Origin of the sequence: Microbacterium enclense (assembly GCA_038182865.1) — a bacterium.
Taxonomy (GTDB): Bacteria; Actinomycetota; Actinomycetes; order Actinomycetales; family Microbacteriaceae; genus Microbacterium; species Microbacterium enclense_B.
This window is the reverse complement of the sequence record CP116226.1, coordinates 422,672-446,328: the sequence shown is the minus strand read 5'-3', so window position 1 is coordinate 446,328 and position 23,657 is coordinate 422,672. Positions and strand designations below refer to the sequence as shown.

At 71.0% G+C, this 23,657-nt stretch carries 28 protein-coding genes; 20 read left to right on the top strand and 8 right to left on the bottom strand.

From position 1 onward, the window contains the following. The first annotated feature begins 220 nt into the window (after positions 1-220). Positions 221-1,288, top strand: a complete 1,068-nt coding sequence (locus PIR02_02095; GenBank protein WZH37463.1) for a PIG-L family deacetylase — start codon at positions 221-223, stop codon at positions 1,286-1,288. A gap of 18 nt (positions 1,289-1,306) precedes the next feature. Here PIR02_02095 and PIR02_02090 read toward each other — a convergent pair whose 3' ends face one another. Then, positions 1,307-1,588, bottom strand: coding sequence for a hypothetical protein (locus tag PIR02_02090; GenBank protein ID WZH37462.1), 282 nt, complete (start codon positions 1,586-1,588; stop codon positions 1,307-1,309). 226 nt (positions 1,589-1,814) lie between these two features. On the opposite strand from PIR02_02090, the gene PIR02_02085 reads away from it, so the two are divergent. Next, positions 1,815-2,888 (top strand): PIG-L family deacetylase, encoded by a 1,074-nt coding sequence (locus PIR02_02085; protein ID WZH37461.1) that lies wholly within the window; start codon positions 1,815-1,817, stop codon positions 2,886-2,888. A gap of 27 nt (positions 2,889-2,915) precedes the next feature. Here the strand turns inward: PIR02_02085 and PIR02_02080 are convergent, their stop codons facing one another. From PIR02_02080 to PIR02_02060, 5 genes are all read right to left on the bottom strand, one after another. Beyond that, the gene (locus PIR02_02080; protein ID WZH37460.1) at positions 2,916-4,046 is read right to left on the bottom strand and encodes a histidine kinase; all 1,131 of its coding nucleotides are present in this window, start codon (positions 4,044-4,046) and stop codon (positions 2,916-2,918) included. After that, on the bottom strand, positions 4,043-4,690 hold the full coding sequence (locus PIR02_02075) for a response regulator transcription factor (GenBank protein WZH37459.1): 648 nt from the start codon (positions 4,688-4,690) through the stop codon (positions 4,043-4,045). Before PIR02_02075 ends, PIR02_02080 begins: the two co-directional genes overlap by 4 nt. Positions 4,691-4,843: 153 nt before the next feature. After that, entirely contained in the window at positions 4,844-5,263 is a 420-nt protein-coding gene (locus PIR02_02070) for an organic hydroperoxide resistance protein (protein ID WZH37458.1), read from the bottom strand. Between the two features lie 42 nt (positions 5,264-5,305). After that, positions 5,306-5,785 carry a MarR family transcriptional regulator gene (locus PIR02_02065; protein WZH37457.1) on the bottom strand — a complete coding sequence of 160 codons (480 nt, stop codon included), beginning with the start codon at positions 5,783-5,785 and terminating at the stop codon, positions 5,306-5,308. 61 nt (positions 5,786-5,846) lie between these two features. Continuing rightward, positions 5,847-6,335 carry a hypothetical protein gene (locus PIR02_02060; protein ID WZH37456.1) on the bottom strand — a complete coding sequence of 163 codons (489 nt, stop codon included), beginning with the start codon at positions 6,333-6,335 and terminating at the stop codon, positions 5,847-5,849. A 142-nt stretch (positions 6,336-6,477) separates the two neighbouring features. Between PIR02_02060 and PIR02_02055 the strand changes: the two genes are divergently transcribed. From PIR02_02055 to glmM, 4 genes are all read left to right on the top strand, one after another. Beyond that, on the top strand, positions 6,478-7,314 hold the full coding sequence (locus PIR02_02055) for an alpha/beta hydrolase (protein WZH37455.1): 837 nt from the start codon (positions 6,478-6,480) through the stop codon (positions 7,312-7,314). 289 nt (positions 7,315-7,603) lie between these two features. Then, the gene (rplM, locus tag PIR02_02050; protein ID WZH37454.1) at positions 7,604-8,050 is read left to right on the top strand and encodes a 50S ribosomal protein L13; all 447 of its coding nucleotides are present in this window, start codon (positions 7,604-7,606) and stop codon (positions 8,048-8,050) included. A gap of 24 nt (positions 8,051-8,074) precedes the next feature. After that, on the top strand, positions 8,075-8,545 hold the full coding sequence (gene rpsI / locus PIR02_02045; GenBank protein ID WZH37453.1) for a 30S ribosomal protein S9: 471 nt from the start codon (positions 8,075-8,077) through the stop codon (positions 8,543-8,545). Positions 8,546-8,559: 14 nt separating this feature from the next. Then, the gene (glmM, locus tag PIR02_02040) at positions 8,560-9,915 is read left to right on the top strand and encodes a phosphoglucosamine mutase (protein WZH37452.1); all 1,356 of its coding nucleotides are present in this window, start codon (positions 8,560-8,562) and stop codon (positions 9,913-9,915) included. A gap of 174 nt (positions 9,916-10,089) precedes the next feature. On the opposite strand, the gene PIR02_02035 is transcribed toward glmM, so the two are convergent. Next, entirely contained in the window at positions 10,090-11,019 is a 930-nt protein-coding gene (locus PIR02_02035; GenBank protein WZH37451.1) for a Ppx/GppA phosphatase family protein, read from the bottom strand. A gap of 71 nt (positions 11,020-11,090) precedes the next feature. Here PIR02_02035 and coaA point away from each other — a divergent pair, with 71 nt between their 5' ends. From coaA to PIR02_01985, 10 genes are all read left to right on the top strand, one after another. Continuing rightward, positions 11,091-12,035, top strand: a complete 945-nt coding sequence (coaA, locus tag PIR02_02030) for a type I pantothenate kinase (protein WZH37450.1) — start codon at positions 11,091-11,093, stop codon at positions 12,033-12,035. Between the two features lie 48 nt (positions 12,036-12,083). Further along, positions 12,084-13,934, top strand: coding sequence for a glutamine--fructose-6-phosphate transaminase (isomerizing) (gene glmS, locus PIR02_02025; protein WZH37449.1), 1,851 nt, complete (start codon positions 12,084-12,086; stop codon positions 13,932-13,934). Positions 13,935-14,093: 159 nt separating this feature from the next. After that, positions 14,094-14,516 carry a holo-ACP synthase gene (locus tag PIR02_02020; protein WZH37448.1) on the top strand — a complete coding sequence of 141 codons (423 nt, stop codon included), beginning with the start codon at positions 14,094-14,096 and terminating at the stop codon, positions 14,514-14,516. Then, positions 14,513-15,634 carry an alanine racemase gene (alr, locus tag PIR02_02015; GenBank protein WZH37447.1) on the top strand — a complete coding sequence of 374 codons (1,122 nt, stop codon included), beginning with the start codon at positions 14,513-14,515 and terminating at the stop codon, positions 15,632-15,634. Before PIR02_02020 ends, alr begins: the two co-directional genes overlap by 4 nt. Further along, positions 15,631-16,134 (top strand): tRNA (adenosine(37)-N6)-threonylcarbamoyltransferase complex ATPase subunit type 1 TsaE, encoded by a 504-nt coding sequence (gene tsaE, locus PIR02_02010; GenBank protein ID WZH37446.1) that lies wholly within the window; start codon positions 15,631-15,633, stop codon positions 16,132-16,134. Before alr ends, tsaE begins: the two co-directional genes overlap by 4 nt. A gap of 89 nt (positions 16,135-16,223) precedes the next feature. Continuing rightward, a complete protein-coding gene (locus tag PIR02_02005; protein ID WZH37445.1) occupies positions 16,224-17,432 on the top strand; it encodes an OmpA family protein in 1,209 nt (402 codons plus the stop codon). A gap of 10 nt (positions 17,433-17,442) precedes the next feature. After that, complete coding sequence (locus PIR02_02000) at positions 17,443-17,976, top strand: DUF3060 domain-containing protein (protein ID WZH37444.1); 534 nt, start codon at positions 17,443-17,445, stop codon at positions 17,974-17,976. After that, positions 17,973-18,254 carry a DUF4190 domain-containing protein gene (locus PIR02_01995; GenBank protein ID WZH37443.1) on the top strand — a complete coding sequence of 94 codons (282 nt, stop codon included), beginning with the start codon at positions 17,973-17,975 and terminating at the stop codon, positions 18,252-18,254. Before PIR02_02000 ends, PIR02_01995 begins: the two co-directional genes overlap by 4 nt. Then, positions 18,251-18,967 carry a response regulator transcription factor gene (locus PIR02_01990; protein WZH37442.1) on the top strand — a complete coding sequence of 239 codons (717 nt, stop codon included), beginning with the start codon at positions 18,251-18,253 and terminating at the stop codon, positions 18,965-18,967. The genes PIR02_01995 and PIR02_01990 overlap by 4 nt, the downstream gene beginning before the upstream one ends. Further along, entirely contained in the window at positions 18,964-19,902 is a 939-nt protein-coding gene (locus PIR02_01985) for a HAMP domain-containing sensor histidine kinase (GenBank protein ID WZH37441.1), read from the top strand. The genes PIR02_01990 and PIR02_01985 overlap by 4 nt, the downstream gene beginning before the upstream one ends. Here PIR02_01985 and PIR02_01980 read toward each other — a convergent pair. Next, entirely contained in the window at positions 19,889-20,800 is a 912-nt protein-coding gene (locus PIR02_01980; GenBank protein WZH37440.1) for an alpha/beta hydrolase, read from the bottom strand. The two genes, PIR02_01985 and PIR02_01980, sit on opposite strands and share 14 nt — an antisense overlap. A 62-nt stretch (positions 20,801-20,862) precedes the next feature. On the opposite strand from PIR02_01980, the gene tsaB reads away from it, so the two are divergent. The 4 genes from tsaB to PIR02_01960 are packed head-to-tail and all read left to right on the top strand — an operon-like array spanning position 20,863 to position 23,655. Next, on the top strand, positions 20,863-21,495 hold the full coding sequence (tsaB, locus tag PIR02_01975; GenBank protein WZH37439.1) for a tRNA (adenosine(37)-N6)-threonylcarbamoyltransferase complex dimerization subunit type 1 TsaB: 633 nt from the start codon (positions 20,863-20,865) through the stop codon (positions 21,493-21,495). Further along, a complete protein-coding gene (gene rimI / locus PIR02_01970) occupies positions 21,495-22,124 on the top strand; it encodes a ribosomal protein S18-alanine N-acetyltransferase (protein ID WZH37438.1) in 630 nt (209 codons plus the stop codon). The genes tsaB and rimI overlap by 1 nt, the downstream gene beginning before the upstream one ends. Next, positions 22,124-23,224, top strand: coding sequence for a tRNA (adenosine(37)-N6)-threonylcarbamoyltransferase complex transferase subunit TsaD (gene tsaD, locus PIR02_01965; GenBank protein ID WZH37437.1), 1,101 nt, complete (start codon positions 22,124-22,126; stop codon positions 23,222-23,224). Before rimI ends, tsaD begins: the two co-directional genes overlap by 1 nt. Continuing rightward, positions 23,221-23,655 (top strand): hypothetical protein, encoded by a 435-nt coding sequence (locus PIR02_01960; protein WZH37436.1) that lies wholly within the window; start codon positions 23,221-23,223, stop codon positions 23,653-23,655. Before tsaD ends, PIR02_01960 begins: the two co-directional genes overlap by 4 nt. Positions 23,656-23,657: the final 2 nt, after the last annotated feature.

Below are 23,657 nucleotides of genomic sequence, written 5' to 3'. Positions count from 1 at the left end.
TGCCTGAATCCGTTTTCTCCCCGCTGAACGATAACAGGCGGATCTCACCCAGTGAATCACCCCCGGGTGAACGCGATGTTTCCGTGACAGCCCCCGTTGCGTGTTCTGTCACGAAGAGGAGGGGCGCGGGGACCGCGGGCGCGACGCGCCGGTCACTACACTCGGGCAGCGGACGACCGGGCGATGTGGCTGGCGGCGCCCCACCCGGAAGGACCCCTCGATGTCGCGCTCGCACACGCGTTCCTCTCGAGTACGAAGGCGCAGACGCGCCGCCCTCGTCGTCGCGATCGTCGCGGTGGTGCTCGTCGGCGGCGCAGCCGTCGCCGTGCCCTTCGCGCTTCGTGGCGTGGGCGACACCGATGCTCCCACGGCGGCGACGCCCACGCCGGGTGACGAGGGTGCGGAGAAGACCCCCACCCCGCCCCCCTCTCCCGCGCCGACGCCGCCCCCCACGTCCCCCGCAGCGCAGCCGTGCCCCGGCGAAGACACCCTCTTGACGGTGTGGGCGCACCCGGACGACGACATCATCTTCGCCAACCCGACGATCTCGGCCGCCATCGCCGCGGGTGAGTGCGTGCGCACGCTCTTCGTCACGGCGGGCGACGCGGGGCGCGGTCTGGACTACACGCACTCTCGAGAGCTCGGCATCCTGCGCGCTTACAACGCGATGCGAGGCAGCGGCGCGTTCTGGGACGAGAGCGAGATCACCCTCGATAGCGGGATGCGTGTCGATCGATTGACCCCTCAGGACGACGACCGGGTGTCCGTGCTGTTCGCCCGACTTCCCGACGGCAACATCACCGACGGCGGCTTCCCGGCGACCGGCTACGCCACGCTGAGCAAGCTTCTCGACGGAGCGATCCCGTCCCTCGAGCCGATCGACCAGGGGCCGGCGGTCAGCTCCGCCCAGCTCTCGGCGAGCCTGGTCGAGCTCGCTGAGGCGCTGCGGCCCGCGCAGACGCTCACGCACATCCCGCGGGGCAGCGCGTTCGCCCCGGGTGACCACCCCGACCATTCCGCCGTCGGCACACTGGTGCGCGACGCGGTCGGCCACGTCGAGGGTGTCGGGCCCGGCCTGCGCTACTTCGTGGGTTATCCGTCCGGAGACCTCCCGCGGAACGTCGACGGCGAAGCTCTCGACAAGAAGGTGGAGACGTACCGCGTCTACAGCCAGCAGGATGACGTCATCCGGTGCGCAGACCGCGCTGCGTGCCTCGGTACCCGCAAGTTCGGGGAATGGCTCCAGCGGTCGTACCCGAAGACCGAGGCCGAGCTGCAGATGCCCTGACCGCCTCCCCGCGGCCCCTCAGCCGCGCAGGCGCAGGAGAGAGACCGCGACCGCATGGCATCCATCCGGTGCAGGCAGCCCGTAGTCGATCTCGATCACCGAGCTCAGATCCGCGGCCAGGTCGTCGGGGGAGGGATCGGATGCCAAGGCGTCGAGGATCGGCACGATGAGGTCGTCGTATTCGTCATCTGGCCATCCGTCGCCGATCGAGCGCACCCCGATCGGGTCCCACTCCCAGAGGACGGCGCGTACACGCAAGGCGGCGGGGGACAGAGACCGCGGCGGTGAGGACGTCTGCATGACGCGAGTGTGGCCACCCTCTCTCGGTGCGCGCTGAGCGTTTCCGATGCACGGGATGGGCGGGCGGGTCGAGTCGGAGGAGAGGGCCCCTCTCCGCCTCCGCACGGATCGCGCGGCGGTGCCGGAGAATTCCCTGGTTGCCGCGATAGCGTCGTGGCCGAGGACGTGCGGTCGGATCCGGCGGGGCGTCCACCCGACGAACCCGCGTGGCGGAGAAGAACAGGACGTGACCGCGGTGCACCACGACGACGACCTCGCACCCGAGGATCCCCCCGAACGCTCTGCAGCAGACCGGGCCCGCCGAGCCAGGGTGACCCGGAGGGGATTGCTCATCGGCGGTCTGGCCGTCGTCGGCCTCGGCGGCGGCGCCCTGGTCTACCGCAACATCCGGCGCAGCGCCGGACCGGTGGGCACCTGGGTGTCTCTCGCGCCGGTGCTGCCCGTCTCCGTCGCCTCGCCGCTGCCCGTATCCCCGGCGGCCGAGACTCCCGGCGCCGTGACCGTCGCGGCCGTGTGGGCGCACGCCGACGACGACATCATCTTCGCCAACCCCGGCCTGGCCGACGAGATCGCAGCGGGGAACACCGTCCGCGCCGTCTTCGTCACCGCCGGTGATGCCGGCAAGGGGCTGGACTACGCGCTCGGTCGCGAAGCGGGACTGCGCGCGGCCTACGACGAGATGCGCGGCAGCACTGCTCCCTGGCAGGAACACCAGATCACCCTCCTCAGCGGCGCGCGAGTGACGCGCTTCGTCCCCTCTGACGATCCGCGACTGTCCATCACCTTCATGCGCCTCCCCGACGGAGGCTTGGATGCGGACGGTTTCGCCGAGACCGGCCACGTCTGCGTGACGCGCCTGATCAACGGTTCCACCTCGACGGTGGCCACTCTGGACGGTTCGCCGGACTATGATCGCGAACGGCTCTCGGCCACGCTCGTCGAGCTGATGGGGGCGGCGCAGCCCTCCCGCGTGACGACGAACATTCCGCACGAGAGCGCCTTCGCGCGCGGCGATCATCCCGATCACTCGGCGGTCGGGTCCCTCGTGCGTGCCCTCGCCCCGACGGCCGGCATCGACCCCGAGGCCGTGTCGTACTTCATCGGGTATCCCTCGCGGAACGAGCCCGCCAACGTCTCAGGGGCGGCGCTCGACGCCAAGGTGCACATCTACCAGACCTACGCCGCGGACGACTCGGTGGTGACGTGCGCCGATGCGGCGGCCTGCCTCGGCCAGCGCGGCTTCGGCGAGTGGTTGCAGCGGTCGTATCCCAAGGACGAATCCGAACTCCGCCTGACCTGAGTCGCGGCGTACCCCGCGCGGCGGTGCTCAGTGCTCGCTGTCGCGGCGCGGGATCGTGACGCGAAGTCGATAGCCGCCATCGCTGCGGGCCGCGGCGTCGAGGTGGCCGCCGAGCAGCTCGGCGCGCTCCCGGAGTCCACGTAGCCCCGTGCCGCTCGAGGGGAGGAACAGCCCGCGCTCGGCGGAGGAGTCGTTCTGGACGACGACGTCGATCGCCGCGGTGGTGGCCACCGCAGTGACGCTGACGCGAGCACCGGGCGCGTGCTTGCGCGCGTTGGTCAGCCCCTCCTGCACGGTGCGGTAAACGGCGCGCTGGAGCGCGGGCGCGAGGTCTGCCGGGAGGGAGACGTCGAGGTCGGCCTCCAGGCCGCTCTCGCCCACGAGCCGGGGAAGATCGCCCAGGGTGGGCTGCGGTTCGGCGGTGTCGGTCCGGGCTCCGTCGGCGCGGAGGACACCCACCATCTGGCGCAGCTCGTCGAGGGTGCGCACGGCGAGGGAACGGATGACACCCGCGATGCGCTGCGCGTCGGGGTCCGACGACGACACCTGCAGCGCTCCCGCCTGTATCGCCACGAGGCTGACCTGGTGCGAGACGACGTCGTGCATCTCGCGCGAGATCCGCGCGCGCTCGCGACGGAGGACGTCCTGTTCCTCGCGGAGTCGTTCGGCCGCCCGAGCCGCGGACAGATCGGCGACCCGGTCGGACAGCTCGCGATGCGTCCGGACGAGCGCCCCCAGTGCGATCGGGGTCGCGGCGTACATCAGCGCGTACAGCAGCGAGGGAGCGAGGAAGTCGATCGAGGGCAGCTGCCAGTCGGGAAGGAGGAAGCACGCGAAGGTCAGTGCGCCTGCCCCCACCAGAAGCGGGATGCGCCGCGTGCGGACAGCGACCGAGTACAGCGCGATGGGAGCGGCGATCGTCATGGCGTCGACGACGAGCCCCGGCAGCACGAGGGCGAACGACACCCACGGGAGCCGACGGCGGACCAGCAGACCCACGACGGCGATGAGGGCGACGGCTGTCTCGACGGTCGTCCACGAGGGGATCGAGACCGCGACGTCGACGAAGGCCGCCGCAGCCAGAGCGAGGTCGACGACGACAGCGAACCATCTCTTCCCCGTGATGCGCGTGAGCGCAGCCGGGAGGGCTTTCGTCACGTCCGGTGCCCTCCGGATCGTGCCCGTTCCGAGATCAGGGCGGCCTCGAGACGGGTCGACACGGAGAGCTTCGACAGGATCGCGCTGACGTGATCCTTCACGGTGGCGCCGCTGAGGTGCAGGCGACGGCCGATCTCGGCGTTGGACTCTCCCGACGGGAGGTGCGAGAGCACATCGCGCTCGCGGTCGGTCAACAGGGCCACGCGCCGCACGGCGTCGCGGTCGGGGCCGCCCGCGTAGCCCTCCACCAGGGTGCGTGACACCTGCGGTGAGAGGACCACCCCTCCGGCCGCGAGGGTCCGGACCATCGCGGCGAGGTTCTCGGGCGCCGTGTCCTTGACGAGGAACCCGGATGCTCCGTCCTGCAGCGCCCGCGCGATGTACTCGTCGGTGTCGAAGGTCGTCAGGATGCCGATCACGGGACGCGGGTCATCGTGCCGCAGATCGGCGAGCACGTCGAGGCCGCTCCGTCCCGGCATCCGGATGTCGAGAAGGACGACGTCGGGACGCTCGCGTCGGATGACGTCTACCGCGACGTCGCCGTCGACGGCGGCGACCACCTCGATGTCGGCCGCCGCTCCGAGGATGAGCTCGAAGCCCGAGCGGACGAGGGCCTCATCATCGACGACTACGACCCGGATCACGACTCACACCCTACGTCTCGGGGCCCTCACGCGGTACGCCACGGCGTGCGTGGGAAGGCATGCGGCGAGGGAGCGGGTCGGCTGCTCCGCGTCGCCGGGCGCGTGGGAACGCGAGAGGCGGGGACGGGGGCCGTCCCCGCCTCTCGCTGGGCGTCAGTCGTCCGAGACGGTGACCGTGACCTCGATGTTGCCGCGCGTGGCGTTCGAGTACGGGCAGACCTGGTGTGCCGCGTCGGCGAGCTGCTGCGCCTGCTCGTGCTCGATGCCGGGGAGCACGACCTCGAGGAGCACGGCGAGCTGGTAGCCGCCCTGGCCGTTCGGGCCGATCTGCACACGGCCGCCGACGGAGGAGTCTTCGATCTTCACCTTCTGAGCGCGCGCGACCGAGTGGAGGGCACTGTGGAAACAGGCCGCATACCCCGCGGCGAAGAGCTGCTCGGGGTTCGTTCCCTGGCCGGAGCCGCCGAGCTCCTTCGGGGGCGCGACCTCGAGGTCGATGTACTCGCCGGCGGAGACGTGGCCGAGGCGACCCTGTCCGGTCGACAGGGCTTCTGCGGTGTAGAGGACGTCCATGGGTGTTCCTTTCTGGGGACGGTCAGGGGGTGTCGCGCGCGATCAGGGAGCGTCGCGCGTCGCGCGCTCCGCGGCAACGGCATCGGCGGGGTGATCGCGGAGGTCGCGCATCGCGGCGGTCAGCTGATGCAGGGCGTCGATGAGCTCTCGGGCGCTGTCGGCGTCGGAGAAACCCGCTCCCTGGGCGATGCATCTCGGTATGTGGGCGAGTTCGGTGCGCAACTCGCGCCCGCGCTCGGTCAGCGAGACGGTGACCACGCGCTCGTCTCTCGTGTCCCGCTCGCGGGTCACGTATCCCGCGGCCTGCAGGCGGGTGAGCATCGGTGACAGGGTGCCGGAGTCGAGCTGAAGCGCCTCGCCCAGGCTGCCCACCGTCTGGTCGCCGTCGTTCCAGAGAGTCACGAGGGCGATGTACTGCGGATAGGTCAGGTTCCACGGGTCGAGCAGGACACGGTACGCCTGCGTCGTCGTGCGGTTCGCGGCGTAGAGCGCGAAACAGACGAGGGCGTCGACGGCAGGCATGACGAAAGGATTGCACACAACTAAGTTGTGCACAACTTAAATATGGTTCCTGAGTGAACGGTCACGGGGAGGGGGATGCCACGCTGCCGTCCGCGAGTGAGACGGACGTCTCGCTTCCGTCCGCGAAAGAGACCAGCCACACCGTCGCGCCACCCGCGCGATCGAGGTCGACCTCGTCCACGCCGACCCCGCCGCGCGCGGCGACCGCGATCCGGACGGCGTCCGCCATCGTGGTCGCGGCCGTGTCGAGAGCGGCGCGGTCGTCCGCGCCTGCCGCGTCGCCATCCTCGCGGGACAGCACGCGTGCTCCATCGGGGCTGACGCGTACCTCGTGGATCGAGCCGTTCGAGAGGACGTGCACCTCCCACGCGCCGTCGTCCTCACGGTCGAGCTCGAGGGCGCGCCCACCCGCGTCGGACTCGGCGCGGACGACGGCGGACACGACCGTCTCCGAGGTGGCTGAGTCGGGTGTCGGAGACGCGCACGCGGCGAGGGGGAGCGCCAGGGCTCCGGCGGCGAGGATGCCGAGGGGGACGCGGAGGGATGCCATGCCCGGAGGCTAGTGAGTCGAAAAGGCGTGCGAACGGTGGTTGCGCGCACCCCTGCTCTTGTGGTGCCGGGCGTCTTAGCAACCCCTCCACGATGCGTCAAGCGTCCCCGAACGTTCAGGGATGGGTCGAACCATGATCGTCATGAGCGAAATCACTGCGCACCACGGACTTCTGACCGACATCCACCTGCATGTCGACGACACCGGCGGCACGGGCCGCCCGGTCGTCCTCATTCACGGCTGGCCCCTCTCCGGCGAGTCGTGGGCACACCAGGTTCCGGCCCTCGAAGCCGCGGGGTACCGGGTCGTGACGTACGACCGCCGCGGTTTCGGCCGCAGTGACAAGCCGCGCGGAGGCTACGACTACGACACGTTCTCCGACGACCTCGAGGCCGTCCTCGCCGCGCTCGACCTGCGCGACGTGACGCTGGTCGGGTTCTCGATGGGTGGCGGGGAAGTGGCGCGCTACCTCACGCGTCACGGCTCCGACCGTGTCCACAGCGTGGTCTTCGCCGCGGCCGTCCCGCCGTACCTGGCCAAGACCGACGACAACCCCGAGGGTCCGCTGGACGACGAGACCGCCGACGGGATGAAGCAGGGGCTCGAAGATGACGAGAAGTCGTTCTACCACCAGTTCACGACGGACTTCTTCTCCGTCGACGGCACGCTGGCCGTCTCCGAAGAGGATCGAGCCGAGGCGGAGCGCCTTGCGAACCAGGCCGACCACCACGCGGCGGTGAAGGCGATGGAGGCATTCGGCACCACCGACTTCCGTGCCGATCTGCCGAATGTCACGGTGCCGACGCTCGTGATCCACGGCGACAGCGACGCGACGGTTCCCTTCGAGGGGTCGGGCAAGCGCACCCACGAGGCGATCGCGGGCAGCGAACTCCACGTCGTGGCAGGGGCCCCGCACGGCGTCAACGTCAGCCACGCCGACGAGTTCAACCGGGTTCTGATCGATTTCCTCGCCCGCTGAGATTCACCTCAGCGCGCGGCGGCGACCCGCGAAGCGGGCAGACCCGTGCACGATGCCCCGTCACCCTCTCGGTGGCGGGGCATCGTCGTTTCCCGCGGCGCGTCTCGAGGACTCGTTTGGTCCTGGCATCTGGATGCCGTAGTGTTGCTCTTTGGTGCCCGCCTCTCTGCGAGCGGGTCGCCCGAACGTGAGCCCTCCACCGGCCCTGTTCCTGCGTCTTCGATGCGGCAACGGACCACCGGAGCGGGATTCACGAACTCCTCCGTTCGATCAAGAAAGCAGCACTACTGTGACGCGCACTTTCACCCCCAAGGCCGCTGAGGTCACGCGCGAGTGGGTCGTTATCGACGCCACCGACGTCGTTCTCGGCCGCCTGGCCTCGCACGCGGCGGTCCTCCTCCGCGGCAAGCACAAGCCGACCTTCGCCAACCACATCGACTCCGGCGACTTCGTCATCGTGATCAACGCCGAGAAGGTGGCGCTCACGGGTCAGAAGCTCCAGAACAAGAAGGCGTACCGCCACTCGGGTTACCCGGGCGGGCTCAAGTCGGTCACGTACGACGAACTCCTCGAGAAGAACCCCGTCCGCGCGGTCGAGAAGGCCATCCGCGGCATGCTGCCCAAGAACAGCCTCGGCGCGGCGCAGCTCAAGAAGCTCAAGGTCTACCGCGGCGCGGAGCACCCCCACGGTGCCCAGCAGCCCACGGCATACACCTTCGACCAGGTCGCCCAGTAAGCGCCGCCGGATAAGGACGAAACAGTGTCGAACATCGACTCCAGCAACTACAGCACCGAGACGCCGGCCGAGCAGTCGGTCGTCGCCGCCGAGCGCCCCGTTCTCTCGGTCCCCGGCGCAGCCGTGGGCCGTCGCAAGCAGGCCATCGCCCGCGTGCGCCTGGTCCCCGGCTCGGGCTCTATCACGGTCAACGGCCGCACGATCGAGGACTACTTCCCGAACAAGCTCCACCAGCAGCTGATCAACGACCCGTTCACGGTTCTCGAGCTCGCGGGCTCGTACGACGTGATCGCGCGCATCTCCGGTGGTGGCCCCTCGGGCCAGGCCGGCGCCCTGCGCCTCGGCATCGCTCGTGCCCTCAACGAGATCGACGCCGAAAACAACCGCCCGACCCTGAAGAAGGCCGGCTTCCTCTCGCGCGACGCTCGCGTCAAGGAGCGCAAGAAGGCCGGTCTCAAGAAGGCCCGCAAGGCGCCTCAGTACTCCAAGCGCTGAGTTCGACACTCCGGATGCCTCTTTTCGGCACGGACGGAGTGCGGGGGCTGGCCAACGGCCTCCTCACCGCCGAACTTGCGCTGCACCTGGCCCAGGCGACTGCCGTCGTCCTGGGCCAGGGCCGTTCTGCGGAGGCGCGGAAGGCCGAAGGCCGCCGCCTCACCGCTGTCGTGGCGCGCGATCCGCGCGTCTCCGGGGAGTTCCTCGCGGCAGCGGTCTCCGCGGGCCTGGCCTCCTCGGGCGTCGACGTCCTCGACGCCGGAGTGATCCCCACCCCCGCCACCGCTTTCCTCATCGCCGACCGTGACGCCGACTTCGGTGTGATGGTCTCGGCGTCGCACAACCCCGCACCCGACAACGGGATCAAGATCTTCGCCCGCGGCGGCACGAAGCTGCCCGACATCGTCGAGCAACGCATCGAGAGCGCTCTCGAAGGCGATCGTCTGCAGCCCACCGGAGCCGGTGTCGGGCGCATCCGGCGTTTCGCCGACGCCGAAGACCGGTACGTGCTGCACCTTCTCGGCTCGCTCCCGCATCGGCTCGACGGCATCCATGTGGTCTTGGACTGCGCGCACGGCGCCGCCGCCGGAGTCTCGCCCGAGACCTTCAAAGACGCGGGAGCGACGGTCACCGTCATCGGTGCCGACCCCGACGGCTTGAACATCAACGACGGTGTCGGCTCGACCCACCTCGACGTCCTCGCGGAGACGGTCGTACGCCTGGGCGCCGACGTCGGCATCGCCCACGACGGCGACGCCGACCGCTGCCTCGCCGTGGACGCGCAGGGCAATGTCGTCGACGGCGACCAGATCATGGCCATCCTCGCCGTGGCCATGAAGGAGCGCGGCGCGCTCGTCGATGACACGCTGGTGGCGACGGTCATGAGCAACCTCGGCCTTCATCGGGCGATGGATGCTCACGGCATCCGGGTCCTGCAGACCGGCGTCGGAGACCGCTACGTGCTCGAGGCCATGAACGAGGGCGGCTACTCCCTCGGCGGCGAGCAGTCGGGACACGTCATCATGAGCGAGTTCGCCACCACCGGCGACGGACTGCTGACCGGTCTGCATGTGGTGGCCGAGATGGCCCGTCAGAACAAGACGTTGGCGGAGCTGGCATCGATCATGACGGTGTACCCGCAGGTGCTCGTGAACGTGCGCGGCGTCGACCGCGACGGCGTGACCGACGAGGTCGTGCAGGAGGCCGTGGCCGCGTCGACCGCGGAGCTGGGCAATTCCGGCCGCGTCCTGCTGCGTGCGTCGGGGACCGAGCCGCTCGTGCGGGTGATGGTCGAGGCGGCATCCGAAGAGGTCGCTCGTGCCCACGCCGACCGGCTGTCCGAGGTCGTGCGGGAGCGACTGGCACTCTGACCCTGCCGTGGGGCCTCGGCGCTGCCGCGGACGTCGGGCAGGTGAACGCCTGAGAGCGCGTGGCGCGTGCGTTCGTCCGAAGGCGCCGAGGGTGGGAGTGGCGGATGCCGCTGACGACGGGAACGTGCACGCCTGAGGCTGCGCGGCGCGCTCGTTCAGGCGTCGATGCAGGGGTCAGTACTCCAGCGACTCGATGTAGCGCAGGAGGACGCCCTCGCGCAGTGCCCAGGGAGAGACCTCGAGCTCTTCCACGTCCATCGCCTTCATCGCCCGTTCCACCACGATCGCGGCGGCCACGATCTGGAATGTGCGGTCGGCGGTGATGCCGGGGAGCGCTTCGCGCGCATCGGCGGGGATCTGTGCCAGCCGCGGGATCCAGTCTTTGAGCTGCTTGCGGGGGAGGACCATGCGGTCGATCCCCGACCAGCCCGGGACGGGGTAGCCGGCGAGCTTCGCGAGCGATCGGATCGCCTTCGACGACCCCACCACGTGATCGGGACGGGGGAGGACGGAGAAGCGTTCGGCCACCGGGGCCAGGACGGATGCCGCGTGCTGGCGCAGAGCGTCGATCTCGTCGGCGCTCGGAGGATCGTGGGGGAGGAACTGTACCGTCGAGCGGCCCGCACCCAGGGGAACGGACTCGGCGAGATCGGGGAGCTCGTCGGCTCCTCCGGCGATCTCGAGCGAGCCGCCTCCGATGTCGAACAACAGGATCTGGCCGGCCGACCAGCCGAACCACCGCCGCACCGCGAGATAGGTGAACCGGGCCTCGGTCTCGCCCCCGAGGACCTGCAGGGGCTGTCCGAGGGCCTCCTCGATCAGCGCGATGACCTGCTCGCCGTTGGTGGCCTCGCGTACCGCCGAGGTCGCCGTGGCGAGGAGTTCGTCGACCCCCTCGGCCTTCGCCGTGGCGCACGCCGCGGTCACGGCATCCACGAGTCCCTTCACTCCCTCGGGCGAGATCGACCCGTCGGGCTCCAAGTAGCGCATGAGGCGCAGGACCGAGCGGTGTGAGGTCGTGGCGGTGGGGCGACCGCCCGCCCGTGCGTTCGCGACGAGCAGATGGACGGTGTTCGAGCCGATGTCGAGGACTCCCAGACGCACGCTCCGAGCGTAGTGGCACGCACCCCGGCCCGGACGCCGGGAAAGAATCCCGCCCCGAGTAGCATTGCCGCGTGTCCGAGACCGCTGCTGCACCGTCGCTGAGTCCGTATCGTCAGATCGACCGAGCCGACTGGGCGCGGATGGCCGGCGGGATCGAGCAGCCGCTGACCGAGACCGAGGTCGTGCAGTTGCGCGGCATCGGCGATCGCCTCGATCAGCGCGAGGTGGCGGAGGTGTACCTGCCGCTCAGCCGCCTGCTGAGTCTGTACGCGCGGGCCACTCGTCGCCTGGGCGCCGACACCAGTGCCTTCCTGGGCGAGCCGGATGCCACGACCCCGTTCGTCATCGGCGTCGCGGGTTCCGTCGCGGTCGGCAAGTCGACGATCGCCCGTCTCCTGCGCGAGCTCATGAGCCGTTGGCCCGACACCCCGCGCGTCGAGCTGGTGACCACTGACGGCTTCCTCTATCCCAACGCCGAGCTCGAGCGCCGCGGCCTCATGGATCGCAAGGGCTTCCCCGAGTCGTACGACCGGCGCGCTCTTGTGGAGTTCCTCAGCGAAGTCAAGTCCGGCGCCGAGGAGGCGCGGGCCCCCTTCTACTCGCACGTGCGGTACGACATCATGCCCGACGCCCACGTCACCGTTCATCGGCCCGACGTGGTGATCGTCGAGGGACTCAACGTGCTCCAGCCGCCGCCCTCGCCGAACGAGGTCGCGGTGAGCGACCTGTTCGACTTCTCGATCTACGTCGACGCCGACGCCGCGCACATCGAGCGCTGGTACGTCGACCGCTTCCTCGCGCTGCGCGACAACGCGTTCACGAACCCCTCGTCGTTCTTCCGGGTCTTCGCCGACATCAGCGACGAGGAGGCCGTGGAGCGTGCGCTCGGGTTCTGGCGCGAGATCAACCTCCCGAACCTCGAGGAGAACGTGCTGCCCACGCGGCACCGCGCCAAGCTCGTGCTGCAGAAGGGCGCCGACCACACCGTCGAGTCGGTGCTGTTGCGCAAGCTGTAGCGCCCGGGCGCGGGGTTCGCCCAGCCGCCGCCCGTAGACTCGGAAGCTATGTGCGGAATCATCGGTTACGTGGGTCCCCGGCAGAGCCAGGACATTCTTCTGGCGGGTCTGTCGCGGCTGGAATACCGGGGCTACGACTCCGCGGGCATCGCCGTGATCGACGGCGACGGCGGACTCGGCATGCGCAAGCGCGCGGGCAAACTCGCGGTGCTGCGCGACGACCTCGAAGCCTTCCCGATGCCCAACGGCACGACCGGCATCGGACACACGCGGTGGGCCACTCACGGTGGGCCGACGGATGCCAACGCGCACCCGCACCTGGCCGACGACGACAAGCTCGCCGTCATCCACAACGGCATCATCGAGAACTTCGCCGAACTCAAGAGCGAGCTGGTGGGTGAGGGCTTCGCCTTCCGCAGTGAGACCGACACCGAGGTCGCCGCCGTGATGATCGGTCGCGAGTACGCCCGCACCAAGGATCTCGTGCAGGCCTTCCGCTCGGTCGTCTCGCGCCTGGAGGGTGCGTACACGCTCCTCGCGATGCACGAGGACCACCCGGGCCTCGTCGTCGGCGCGCGCCGCAACTCGCCGCTCGTGATCGGCCTGGGCGAGGGCGAGAACTTCCTCGGCTCCGACGTCGCCGCCTTCGTCGAGCACACGCGCAACGCGCTGGCGATCGGTCAGGACGAGATCGTCGCGATCACCCCCGACGGCGTCGAGGTCACCGACTTCTCGGGCGCGCCCGTCGAGGTCGAGGCCTTCGAGGTCACCTGGGACGCCTCGGCGGCCGAGAAGGGCGGCTGGTCGTCGTTCATGGCCAAGGAGGTCTCGGAGGAGCCCGAGGCCGTCGCGAACACCCTCCGTGGTCGCATTCACGAGGGTCGGGTCGAGATCCCTGAACTCGAGGGGCTCGACGAGTTCCTCGCCGACATCGACCGCATCCTCGTCATCGCGTGCGGCACCGCCGCCTACGCCGGCATGGTCGGCAAGTATGCGCTCGAGACGTGGACCCGCGTCCCCGTCGACGTGGAGCTCGCGCACGAGTTCCGCTACCGCGACCCGGTGCTCACCCCGCGCACGCTCGTCGTCTCGATCAGCCAGTCGGGCGAGACGATGGACACGCTCATGGCCGTGAAGTACGCCCGTTCGCGCGGCGCCAAGACCCTCTCGATCTGCAACACGCAGGGTGCGACCATCCCGCGCGAGTCGGATGCGATCGTCTATACGCACGCCGGTCCCGAGGTCGCCGTGGCCTCGACCAAGGCCTTCGTCGCGCAGATCACCGCGCTGTACCTGCTCGCGCTGCACGTCGGTCGCGTCCGCGGCGCCGTCGACGCGATGGTCGCCGTCGAGGCGGTGACCGAGCTCGAAGCCGTCCCCGGCAAGATCGCCCGCGTGCTCGAGAGCGAGCAGGCGCGCATCGAGCAGCTCGCGCACTGGATGGCCGACACCCGCTCGGTGCTGTTCCTCGGCCGCAACGTCGGCTACCCCATCTCGCTCGAGGGCGCACTCAAGCTCAAGGAGCTCGCGTACATCCACGCCGAGGGCTTCGCGGCGGGCGAGCTCAAGCACGGCCCCATCGCGCTCATCGAGCCCGGCCAGCCGGTCTTCGTGGTCGTGCCGTCGCCGCGCGGATCGGGGGAGATGCACCGCAAGGTCGTCTCGAACATCGAGGAGATCCGCGCGCGCGGTGCGCGCGTCATCGCCATCGCCGAAGAGGGCGACGTCGCGGTGCTGCCCGCCGCCGACGAGGTTCTGCGCATCCCTCTCGCCGCTCCGCTCTTCGAGCCGCTGCTGGCCGTCGTGCCGCTGCACATCTTCGCGATGGGTCTCGCCGAGGCGAAGGGCCTCGACGTCGACCAGCCGCGCAACCTGGCGAAGTCGGTCACGGTCGAGTAACGCCGACGTCGCGAGGGGCCGGAAGCCATGGCATCCGGCCCCTCCTCCGTTCGCCCGGCCCGCCGTCGCGCGCGACGCGACGTGACGTGACGCAAGAGATCGGAGAGGTCGGGCCGGCTCACCCGGCAGAATGGAACGGATGCCACGAGGGGAGGGCGCATGATCGTCGGTATCGGCGTCGACCTGGTCGACGTTCCCCGCTTCGAAGCGCATCTCGCCCGGACGCCCCGCCTCGTGACCAGGCTCTTTGCCCCCGCCGAACGCGTGCTCAAGCCACGCTCACTCGCTGCGCGGTATGCCGCGAAAGAGGCGCTGATCAAGGCTCTGGGCGGGTCGGACGGGGTGCACTGGACCGACATCGAGGTCACGTCCGAGCCCTCCGGACGCCCGGGGTTCTCGCTGAGCGGCGAGACCGCCGCGACGGTCGCCGCGCGCGGCATCACCGCTCTCCACCTGTCGATGTCGCACGACGCAGGTCTCGCGACCGCCTACGTCATCGCCGAGGCGGGCGGGCCCGCGCCGGTCGCGGTGCCCGAGCACGTGGCATCCGGATTCGCGTCCACCCGAGAGGACACCGCATGAGAATGGCACCGGGAGTGCTCCGCGAAGCGCTCGTCGACGTCGACGCGATCGCCGAGAACGTCCGTCATCTCCGTCGCCTCACCGGCGTCGAGGTGATCGCGGTCGTCAAAGCCGAGGGATACGGCCACGGAGCCCATCGCGCGGCGCTCGCCGCACTGCGCGGGGGAGCGACGCGGATCGGCGTCTCCGACATCGACGAGGCGCTTGCGCTGCGTCGTGCGGGCGTGCGAGCCCCGATCTTCGCGTGGCTGCACGCCCCGGGGGCGTCGTTCGTCGAGGCGGTGCGCCACGACGTCGAACTGGGGATCTCCGACATCGACCAGCTGCTGCGCGCGGGGGAGTCCGCCCAGGGCGACCGCCCGGCGGCGGTGCACCTGAAGATCGAGACGGGGCTCTCGCGCAACGGCGTGGCCCCGGCCGACTGGCGCGTGGTGTTCTCTGAGGCAGCGCGCCTCGAGCGGATCGGCCGCATCCGCGTGGTGGGGCTCTTCTCCCACCTCTCGAACACGAGTGAGGCCGACGACCGCGCCGCTCTCGCGCGGTTCGAAGAGGGTGTCGTGCTCGCGGCATCCGCGGGTCTGAACCCCCCGCTCCGGCACATCGCGGCGACGCACGCGGCGATCGCGCTGCCCGAGACGCGGTTGAACTGCGTCCGCATCGGCATCGGCATCTACGGGGTCTCCCCGTTCTCCGATCGCACATCCGCCGATCTCGGCCTGCGCCCCGCGATGACCCTGCGCGGGGCCGTCGCGGCGGTCCGCCGCGTTCCCGCCGGAACCGGGGTGTCGTACGGCTACGCCTACCGCACCGAGCGCGAGACGACCCTCGCCCTCGTGCCGCTCGGCTACGCCGACGGGGTGCCGCGCCAGGCATCGGATCGCGGACCCGTCGCCATCGGCGGTCGGCGGTTCACCGTGTCGGGGCGCATCGCGATGGACCAGTTCGTCGTCGACGTCGGCGATCACCCCGTGGCGGTGGGCGACGAGGTCACGCTCTTCGGCGACCCGACGCTGGGCGTACCGGCGGCCCGCGACTGGGCGGATGCCGCCGACACCATCGACTACGAGATCGTCACGCGAGTGGGACACCGCGTTCCACGACGGGAGGTCGGCGCGTGAGCGTGCCCGACGACCTGCTCGGCGAGCGCCGCATCGACGGCCCCGGCGACATGGAGGAGCTGGGTCGCGCTCTCGGTCGTGCCCTCGAGCCGGGAGACGTCGTGGTGCTGACCGGTCCGCTCGGCGCCGGCAAGACGACCCTGACGCGCGGGATCGGCGAGGGACTCGGCATCCGGGGTCCGGTCCAGAGCCCGACCTTCGTGATCGCCCGCACCCATCCTTCGCTGATCGGCGGGACCCCGCTCGTCCACGTGGACGCCTACCGACTCGGCGCCGCGGTCGAACTCGACGACCTCGACATCGACGTGGCGGGTTCTGCCGTGATCGTCGAGTGGGGGCGCGGGGTCGCCGAGTACCTCGCCGACACCTGGTGGGAGATCGAGATCGACCGCGAGGTGGGCGGGCGCGGTGTCGACAACGCGTGCGGGGAGATCGCCCCGCACACGCTCGATCTCGACGCCGACGCCCCGCGGACGGTGACGATCTCGCGTCGCCCGTGACGCCTCCCGCGCCGTCGCGGCGAAGGGTGTCGCGAAACAGCGACAACCCGGCGATACGGCTGCGACATCGCGTGAATACGGTGGATGCCATGAGTCCATTCCCCCGCGGTTCCTTCCCCGCACGCCGGGTCGGGGACGTCGTCGCCGCCACGGCGGTGCTCGTGCTGGCCGGGTGCAGCGCGCAGCCCGTGGCATCCGCGCCCTCGTCGCCGGCGACAGCCGCGCCCGTCCCGAGCGCCTCGGAACCCGAGGTCGCCCGCGTCGCCGGCTACGACGTCGGCCAGTTCCCGCCGGTGCCGCTCTTCACCCTTCCGGCTCTGTCGCTGCTCACCGGCTCGGCTTCGGCGTTCACCCTCTCGGCGGCATCGGCGCTGTCGTCGATCCCCGGTGTCACGGTCGCCTCCGCCTCTTGCGACGCGGCGGGCACCGTCGCTGCGGGCGCCGGGACGGCGGTGCTCTACGGCGACGGGTCCGGCGCGTACACGGGACCGGACGGGACCGTCCGCACCTTCGGGGACGGCTCGGGAACCACGACGATCGGCGGCGTGGAGATCCAGAACTTCGGCGATGGGTCGGGCACCTACGCCGCCGGCGACGTCGAGATCCAGAACTTCGGTGATGGCTCGGGTACCTACCGCGACGCGAGCCGCGAGGTGCAGATCTTCGGCGACGGGTCGGGCACCACGACCCACGGCGACGAGTCGATCCAGAACTTCGGCGATGGGTCCGGGACGTTCCGTTCCGGATCCGTGGAGATCCAGAACTTCGGCGACGGGTCGGGAACCTACCGCGACGGTGCGCTCGAGATCCGCAACTTCGGCGACGGCACGGGCAGCGTCGACGGCGTCCCGGTCACGGTCGACCCCGTGCCGCCGGTGCCTCGGCTGGGTGTCTTCCCTCCCCTGACCGCTCTCGCTCCGGTCGCGAGTTGCGGGACGACGCTGACCCTGTCGGATGCGGTGCTGTTCGACTTCGATTCGGCGGCGATCCGTCCCGACGCCACCGCCGTCCTGGACTCCCTCGCGACCCTGTTGACCGAGGCGCAGGTGCCGTCGGCGGTCGTTTCGGGCCATACGGATGCCATCGGCACCGATGCCGAGAACCAGGAGCTGTCCGAGCGCCGCGCGCAGGCGGTGGTCGCGGCCCTGCGCGAGCACTCGAGCGCCACGGCGTGGACGGCCGAGGGGTACGGCGAATCCCGCCCCGTCGCCGCGAACGAGATCGACGGCACCGACAATCCCGCCGGTCGCCAACTGAACCGCCGGGTCGAGATCCTCGTCCCCACCTTCGGAGGCTGAAATGCGCAGAGTGATCACATCCCTGGTGGCCGCGGGTCTCGTCGCCGGCTCCCTCACCGGGTGCGCGGTCAGCGTGACCGAGGGCCCGGATGCCGTGGCCTCGAGTTCCGCACCCAGCGAGGTCTCGACCATCGAGGAGCCCTCCGACGACCCGAGGCCCGAGGTGATCGCCCCGACGGCGTCAGCCGCGTCCCCGGCCCCGGACGCGGGCGACGCCCCCACGAACCTCCGCACCCGCGACGAGGCGATCGCCGTGGCGGACACGACGATCGCCTGCACGCCCGGTCTCGTGATCGCCGACGACGGCAAGGTGGTGCGCGTCGAGGGGGCGTGCGACTCCGTCTCCGTGTCGGGCTTCGCGACAGTCGTGATCCTCGACGACGTCTCGACACTCACCGTGACCGGTGACGGTCTCGTCGTCTACGCGCAGCAGGTCGGCGACCTCGATGTCAGCGGCGACGTGAACACGATCCTCTGGCGAGGGAGCGCTCCGCGCCTCGACGACACCGGCGTCGCGACGACCTCCGTCCGGGACGAGCGGTGAGCGCCCGTCCGGTCGGGTGGGCGCCTGCGCCGCCGCGCACCAACGCCCTGGCGATCGTCGCGCTCGTGCTCGGCCTGTGCGGTTTCGGCATCCTGCCCGTCGTCTTCGGGCACATCGCGCTCGGTCAGATCCGCCGCAGCGGCGACCGCGGCGCGACCCTCGCGATCGTCGGCCTCGTGCTCGGCTACCTCGTGCTGGTCGCCACGGTGATCGGAATCGGCCTGCTGATCGCGGTGGCCGTCGGTGTCCCCGTCTTCGCCACCTGGGTGTCGTCGTGACCGACGACCGCCCGGGCATCCTGCTCGTCGACGACGACGAGACCATCCGTGCAGGGCTGGGTGCCTTCCTCGAACGCAGCGGTTATCGGGTCGTCGTCGCCGCCGACGGGCAGGAAGCGCTCGAGGTGCTCGCCGCGTCCGACATCGCGCTGGCCGTCTGCGACGTCATCATGCCCCGAGTCGACGGCCGCGAGTTCGTCCGTCGCGTGCGCGCTGCGGGTCGGTGGCTGCCGATCATCCTCCTGACCCAGGTGGGTGAGTCGTACGAGCGCAGCGCCGCTCTCGACGAGGGTGCCGACGACTACCTCAACAAGCCCTTCGATCCGCAGGAGCTCTTGTCGCGGGTGCGAGCGGTGCTGCGTCGGAGCGTCCCCGGGGAGCGTCCGCTGAGCGCCGCGCCACGCCTGCGGGCGGGAGCGCTCGAGCTGGACCGTTCGGCCCGCCGGGTCTGGCGCGATGGCGTCGAGCTGACGCTGACGCCCAAGGCGGTCATGCTCCTGGACTACCTCATGGCGCACCCGGGTGAGGTGCACACCCGCGATCGGCTGCTCACCGCGCTGTGGGGCTTCGATTTCGCCACGTCGACGCGTGCCGTCGATCACCGCATCGCGGAGCTCCGTCGCGTCATCGGCGACGACCCCGGCATCCCGCGCTACATCGAGACCGTGCAGAGCGCGGGCTACCGTTTCGTGCACCCGGTCGGTGCGGCATGACGCGTCGCGCGATCGCCCTCGCCGTGAGCCTCCCCGTCGTCGCGGGCGGCATCGTCGCGCTCGTCCTGTTCGTGCTCGGTGAGCGGCGCTCGCTCGTGGTGAGCACCGCGCTCCCGGTGGTGGCCGTGCTCGTCGGAGCCGCCGTGACGATCGCGGTGGCGATCGTCACGGCGGCCCGGGAAGCGCGGCGGCGCAGCCGCACGGCGCTCGACGCGGCTCGGGCGGAGGGGCGGCACGTCGGTCACGACGAGGAGCGCGACGCCCACCGGCGCTTCCTCGCTCGGCTCGACCACGAGCTGAAGAACCCCATCACCGCGATCCGCGCAACCCTCGCCGGGATCGACCCTGCCACGGCCCCTCCGCACGTCGAGGTGATCGACGCCCAGGCGCGGCGGCTGGCGGCGCTGGTGGGCGATCTCCGCAAGCTGTCCGAGATCGAGACGCGCCCTCTCGAGACCGAGCCCGTCGACCTGGAAGTCCTCGCCCGCGACGCCGTGCACGCGATCGAACAGCAGCGCCCAGACGCGAGCGGTCGCATCCGCGTGATCGCCGAGCGTGTGCCGTGGCCGGTGCCGATGCTGCCCGCCGACCCGGATCTGCTGGCCCTGGCCCTCGACAACGTCCTCGCCAACGCGGTGAAGTTCTCGGCATCCGGTCCGATCGAACTGCGCCTGCGGGAAGACGGGGGAGGAGCGGTCATCGAGGTGGCCGACACCGGCCGCGGTGTCCCCGACGACGCGCATGCCCTCGTCTTCGATGACCTCGCCCGGGCGGCGAACGCGCGCGACGTGCCCGGCTCGGGTATCGGGCTCTCGCTCGTGCGCACGATCCTGCAGCGGCACGGGGGCAGCGTCGATCTGCGCTCGCGCGAGGGCTCGGGGACCGTGGTGACGTTGCGTCTGCCGATCCCGGCGCCGGGCATCAGACCCGCGTGACCCGCACCGGAGCGCGGTCGGCGGCCCAGATCCCGCGCAACGCGCGCAGGGTCCGGACGGGCTGCTCCACATGGGCGAAGTGACCGCTGTCGGGAAGGACCACCTCGTCGAAGTCGCGGACCACGCGTGTCCACCCGCGGGGGTCGCGCGCGGCGACGAAGACGTCGTGCTGCCCGCGCACCGATCGGACGGGGCATGCGACACGACGCCAGACCCCGTCGTCGTGTGTGCGGGCGATCCGCACGGCGGCGAGGAACGAGGTGGGACGGATCTCCCGCGCGAGGGCATCGCTGACCGACCGGTCCACGCGGGCCGGATGCCGGAACAGGGGGCGCGACAGCACGCGGAGAGCCCCCGTTCGGGCGAGGAGCCGGAGGAGGGGACGCGCGAGGGGGCCGAGTCCTCGGAGCACATGCATGGCCGCCACCATGCCGGCCAACCCGGGCAAGGTGAAGATCCCGCGGACCGGGTGCCGCGCGACGGTCCGTGCGCTGTCGCCGCTCGGCGAGACGACGGCGACGCCGACCGTCGCCCGCGGGAATCGCGCGGCCACGTCGAGGGCGACGACCCCGCCGAGCGAATGGCCCACCAGACGCCAGCGCGGGTAGCCGAGCGCCCGCGCGACAGCCGCCACGGCGACGGCGAGGTCGGCGGGATCCGGCACCGGTCCGGGGGAGTCGCCCCACCCCGGAAGGTCGATCGCCACGATGTCGGACAAGGGTAGACGCGCCTCATCGGAGGCCGCGATCAGGGGTCCCCACGTCGTCCACGACCCTGCGGCTCCATGGAGCAGCACCGTCGCGACGGGACTCCCCGATGCGCGACCCGCGTGCACGACGATGGACCCCACCCCCGTGGGGACGACGATACGGCGCAGACCGAGCTCGGTGGCATCCACGTCTCTTCTTCGGAACGGAGAGCACGATCGGATGCCGGGACGTCGGCGGATACCCTGGAACGGTGATCCTCGGTATCGACACCTCGCTCGGCACCGCCGTCGCGGCGATCACGCGCGACGGCGAGGTGCTCGCCGATGAGCAGAGCGCCAATCCCCTCGGGCACGCCGAGGTGATCGGTGATCTGCTGCGACGCGCGACGACCGCAGCGCCCTCGCCGACACATGTCGCCATCGGCATGGGACCGGGGCCGTTCACGGGCCTGCGCGTGGGGATCGCGACCGCCCGCGTTTACGCGGTGGGCCGCGGCATCCCCGTCGTCCCCGTTCCCAGCCACGACGGCATCGCGCTCGGCATCCTGCTCGCCGACGCGCTGTCGCGCGCGGACACCGCGCGCTTCGCCGTCGTCACCGACGCACGCCGACGCGAGCTCGCGTACAGCGTCTACGACGGCATCGACGACGACGGACTCCCCGTGCGGATCACGGATGCCGCGCTCAGCCCGCGCGACGACCTCGAGGGTCGGCTCGCCGACCTCGGCGCGGCACGCGTCGACGCCACGTCCGTCTCGGCCGCGATGATCGCCCTCGTGGCGGCGCGGGCCCTCGATGCGGGGCGCACGCTCGCCGGCGCCGAACCGCTGTATCTGCGCAGCCCCGACGTCGTCGCCGCCCACGCCCCGAAGCGGGTCAGCTGATGGAGATTCGGCCGGCCACCCTCGACGACCTCGACGCCATCATGGCGCTCGAGCACGCCTCGTTCCCCACCGATGCGTGGAGCCCGGCGATGATGCGCGAAGAACTCCTCTCCCCGCACGGCTGGTACGTGGTCGCCGAGGAGGCCGGACGACCCATCGGGTACGCGGGATTGCGGGCGGTGCGCGGGGCGCGGGATGCCGACGTCCAGACGATCACCATCACCGAGACCGCGCGGGGTCGCGGTCGGGGGCGTGCGCTGCTCGCCGCCCTGCTCGACGAAGCCGCGCGCCGCGAGGTGCACGACGTGTTCCTGGACGTGCGCGCCGACAATCCCGTCGCGCAGGCGCTCTATGCCTCGGAGGGGTTCGTCGAGGTCGGCCGCCGCGCGCGGTACTACCAGCCCGACGACGTCGACGCGATCGTGATGCAGCTCGATCTGCGAGGGTGGGCGGCGCGACGCGCCGAGGGCGTGGCATCCGGGGCCTCCGCGGGCACCGGCGCGGCGGCATCCGCTTCCGCGGATCCGGAGATGCGCATCGGATCCGGAGCGACCACGCCGATCGATCCGGATCCGCGGTCATTGCCCGGATCTGCGACCGCCGCAACCACCGGAAAGGGCTGGTGCTGATGAACGCCCCCCTCGTGCTCGGCATCGAGACCAGTTGCGACGAGACCGGGATCGGCATCGTCCGCGGCCGGCACCTGCTGAGCAACACGATCGCCTCCAGCATGGACGAGCACGCCCGATACGGCGGTGTCGTGCCCGAGGTCGCCGCTCGTGCGCACCTCGAGGCGCTGCAGCCCTCGATCGATGCGGCGCTCGCCGAGGCGGGTGTGACACTCGCCGACCTCGACGCCGTCGCGGTCACGAGCGGCCCGGGTCTCGCGGGTGCGCTCATGGTCGGTGTGGGCGCGGCGAAGGGCCTCGCCGTGGCGCTGAACAAGCCGCTGTACGCCGTCAATCACCTCGTCGGGCACATCGCGGCCGACATCCTGGATGCCGACGCGGGCGAGCTCGAGTACCCCACCGTCGCTCTGCTGGTCAGCGGCGGTCACACCTCGCTGCTCCTCGTCCGTGACCTCACCAGCGATGTCGAACTGCTCGGCGAGACGATGGACGACGCGGCCGGGGAGGCGTTCGACAAGGTCGCGCGCCTGCTGAAGCTGCCGTATCCCGGCGGTCCCGAGATCGACCGAGCGGCGGCCACCGGCGATCCCACCGCCATCCGCTTCCCGCGTGGCCTCTCGCGCGCGTCCGACATGGCGTCCCATCGCTACGACTTCTCGTTCTCGGGTCTGAAGACGGCCGTCGCACGCTGGGTCGAGCAGCACGAGGCCACCGGTCAGGCCGTGCCGGTCGCCGATGTCGCCGCCTCGTTCCGAGAGGCCGTCGTCGACGTGCTGGTCACGAAGGCCCTCGACGCCTGCGCGCGCTACGGCGTCCCCCGCCTGCTGCTGGGCGGGGGCGTGATCGCGAACAAGCGCTTGCGCGACGTCGCCCTCGAGCGCGCCGGGGCTGCAGGCGTCGCCGTGCGCATCCCCCCGCTGCGCATGTGCACCGACAACGGCGCGATGATCGCGGCCCTGGCCGCCGAGCTCATCTCCTCGGGCCGGCCTCCCTCGACCCTCGCCTTCGGCGCCGACTCGACGCTCCCGGTGACCGAGATCCAGGTGGCGGAAGATCCGGATGCCGAGCCGCCGACGCCCCGTGCCGGAGTCGCCGCGTGAGCGAGGCATCCCCACCGACGCGCCGCGCGCGCAAGGCCGTCGAGGGGGAGAGCGTTCCTTCCGCCCTCGACGAGGTGGCCGAACAGTCGTCCGCCCACGGCGACGCGGAAGACGGTCGCCTCGCGACCGCACAGCTCGAGATGGCGGCATTCGGCGATCACCTCGTGCCGTATGTTCCCCCGGCCCCGAAGCCTCCGCGCTCGCTCGCGCCCTGGGCGCTGCTGCTGGCGATCGTCGCGCTGGCCTCGTCGTTCTTCTGGGGATGGCTTCTTCCCCTGAGCGTGGTCGCTGCGATCCTCGCGATCGTGTCGCTGCGCCGCCCGCACGACGGCCGTCGAGCCGCCGCGTGGGCGTTGTCGCTGGCGCTGGTGTCCGGCCTGTTCAGCGCGGGCTGGTTGGTGTGGGGCTTCTCTCAGCTGCCGGTCGGGTGAGC

Coding starts and splice junctions, on each gene's coding strand:
- PIR02_02070 (WZH37458.1), bottom strand. CDS start 5,263: ATGGACGTCCTCTACACCGCAGAAGCCCTGTCGACCGGACAGGGTCGC.
- alr (WZH37447.1), top strand. CDS start 14,513: ATGAGAATGGCACCGGGAGTGCTCCGCGAAGCGCTCGTCGACGTCGAC.
- PIR02_02095 (WZH37463.1), top strand. CDS start 221: ATGTCGCGCTCGCACACGCGTTCCTCTCGAGTACGAAGGCGCAGACGC.
- tsaD (WZH37437.1), top strand. CDS start 22,124: ATGAACGCCCCCCTCGTGCTCGGCATCGAGACCAGTTGCGACGAGACC.
- glmS (WZH37449.1), top strand. CDS start 12,084: ATGTGCGGAATCATCGGTTACGTGGGTCCCCGGCAGAGCCAGGACATT.
- rimI (WZH37438.1), top strand. CDS start 21,495: ATGGAGATTCGGCCGGCCACCCTCGACGACCTCGACGCCATCATGGCG.
- PIR02_02020 (WZH37448.1), top strand. CDS start 14,094: ATGATCGTCGGTATCGGCGTCGACCTGGTCGACGTTCCCCGCTTCGAA.
- PIR02_02005 (WZH37445.1), top strand. CDS start 16,224: ATGAGTCCATTCCCCCGCGGTTCCTTCCCCGCACGCCGGGTCGGGGAC.
- PIR02_02055 (WZH37455.1), top strand. CDS start 6,478: ATGAGCGAAATCACTGCGCACCACGGACTTCTGACCGACATCCACCTG.
- PIR02_01985 (WZH37441.1), top strand. CDS start 18,964: ATGACGCGTCGCGCGATCGCCCTCGCCGTGAGCCTCCCCGTCGTCGCG.
- glmM (WZH37452.1), top strand. CDS start 8,560: ATGCCTCTTTTCGGCACGGACGGAGTGCGGGGGCTGGCCAACGGCCTC.
- PIR02_02090 (WZH37462.1), bottom strand. CDS start 1,588: ATGCAGACGTCCTCACCGCCGCGGTCTCTGTCCCCCGCCGCCTTGCGT.
- PIR02_02065 (WZH37457.1), bottom strand. CDS start 5,785: ATGCCTGCCGTCGACGCCCTCGTCTGTTTCGCGCTCTACGCCGCGAAC.
- PIR02_02060 (WZH37456.1), bottom strand. CDS start 6,335: ATGGCATCCCTCCGCGTCCCCCTCGGCATCCTCGCCGCCGGAGCCCTG.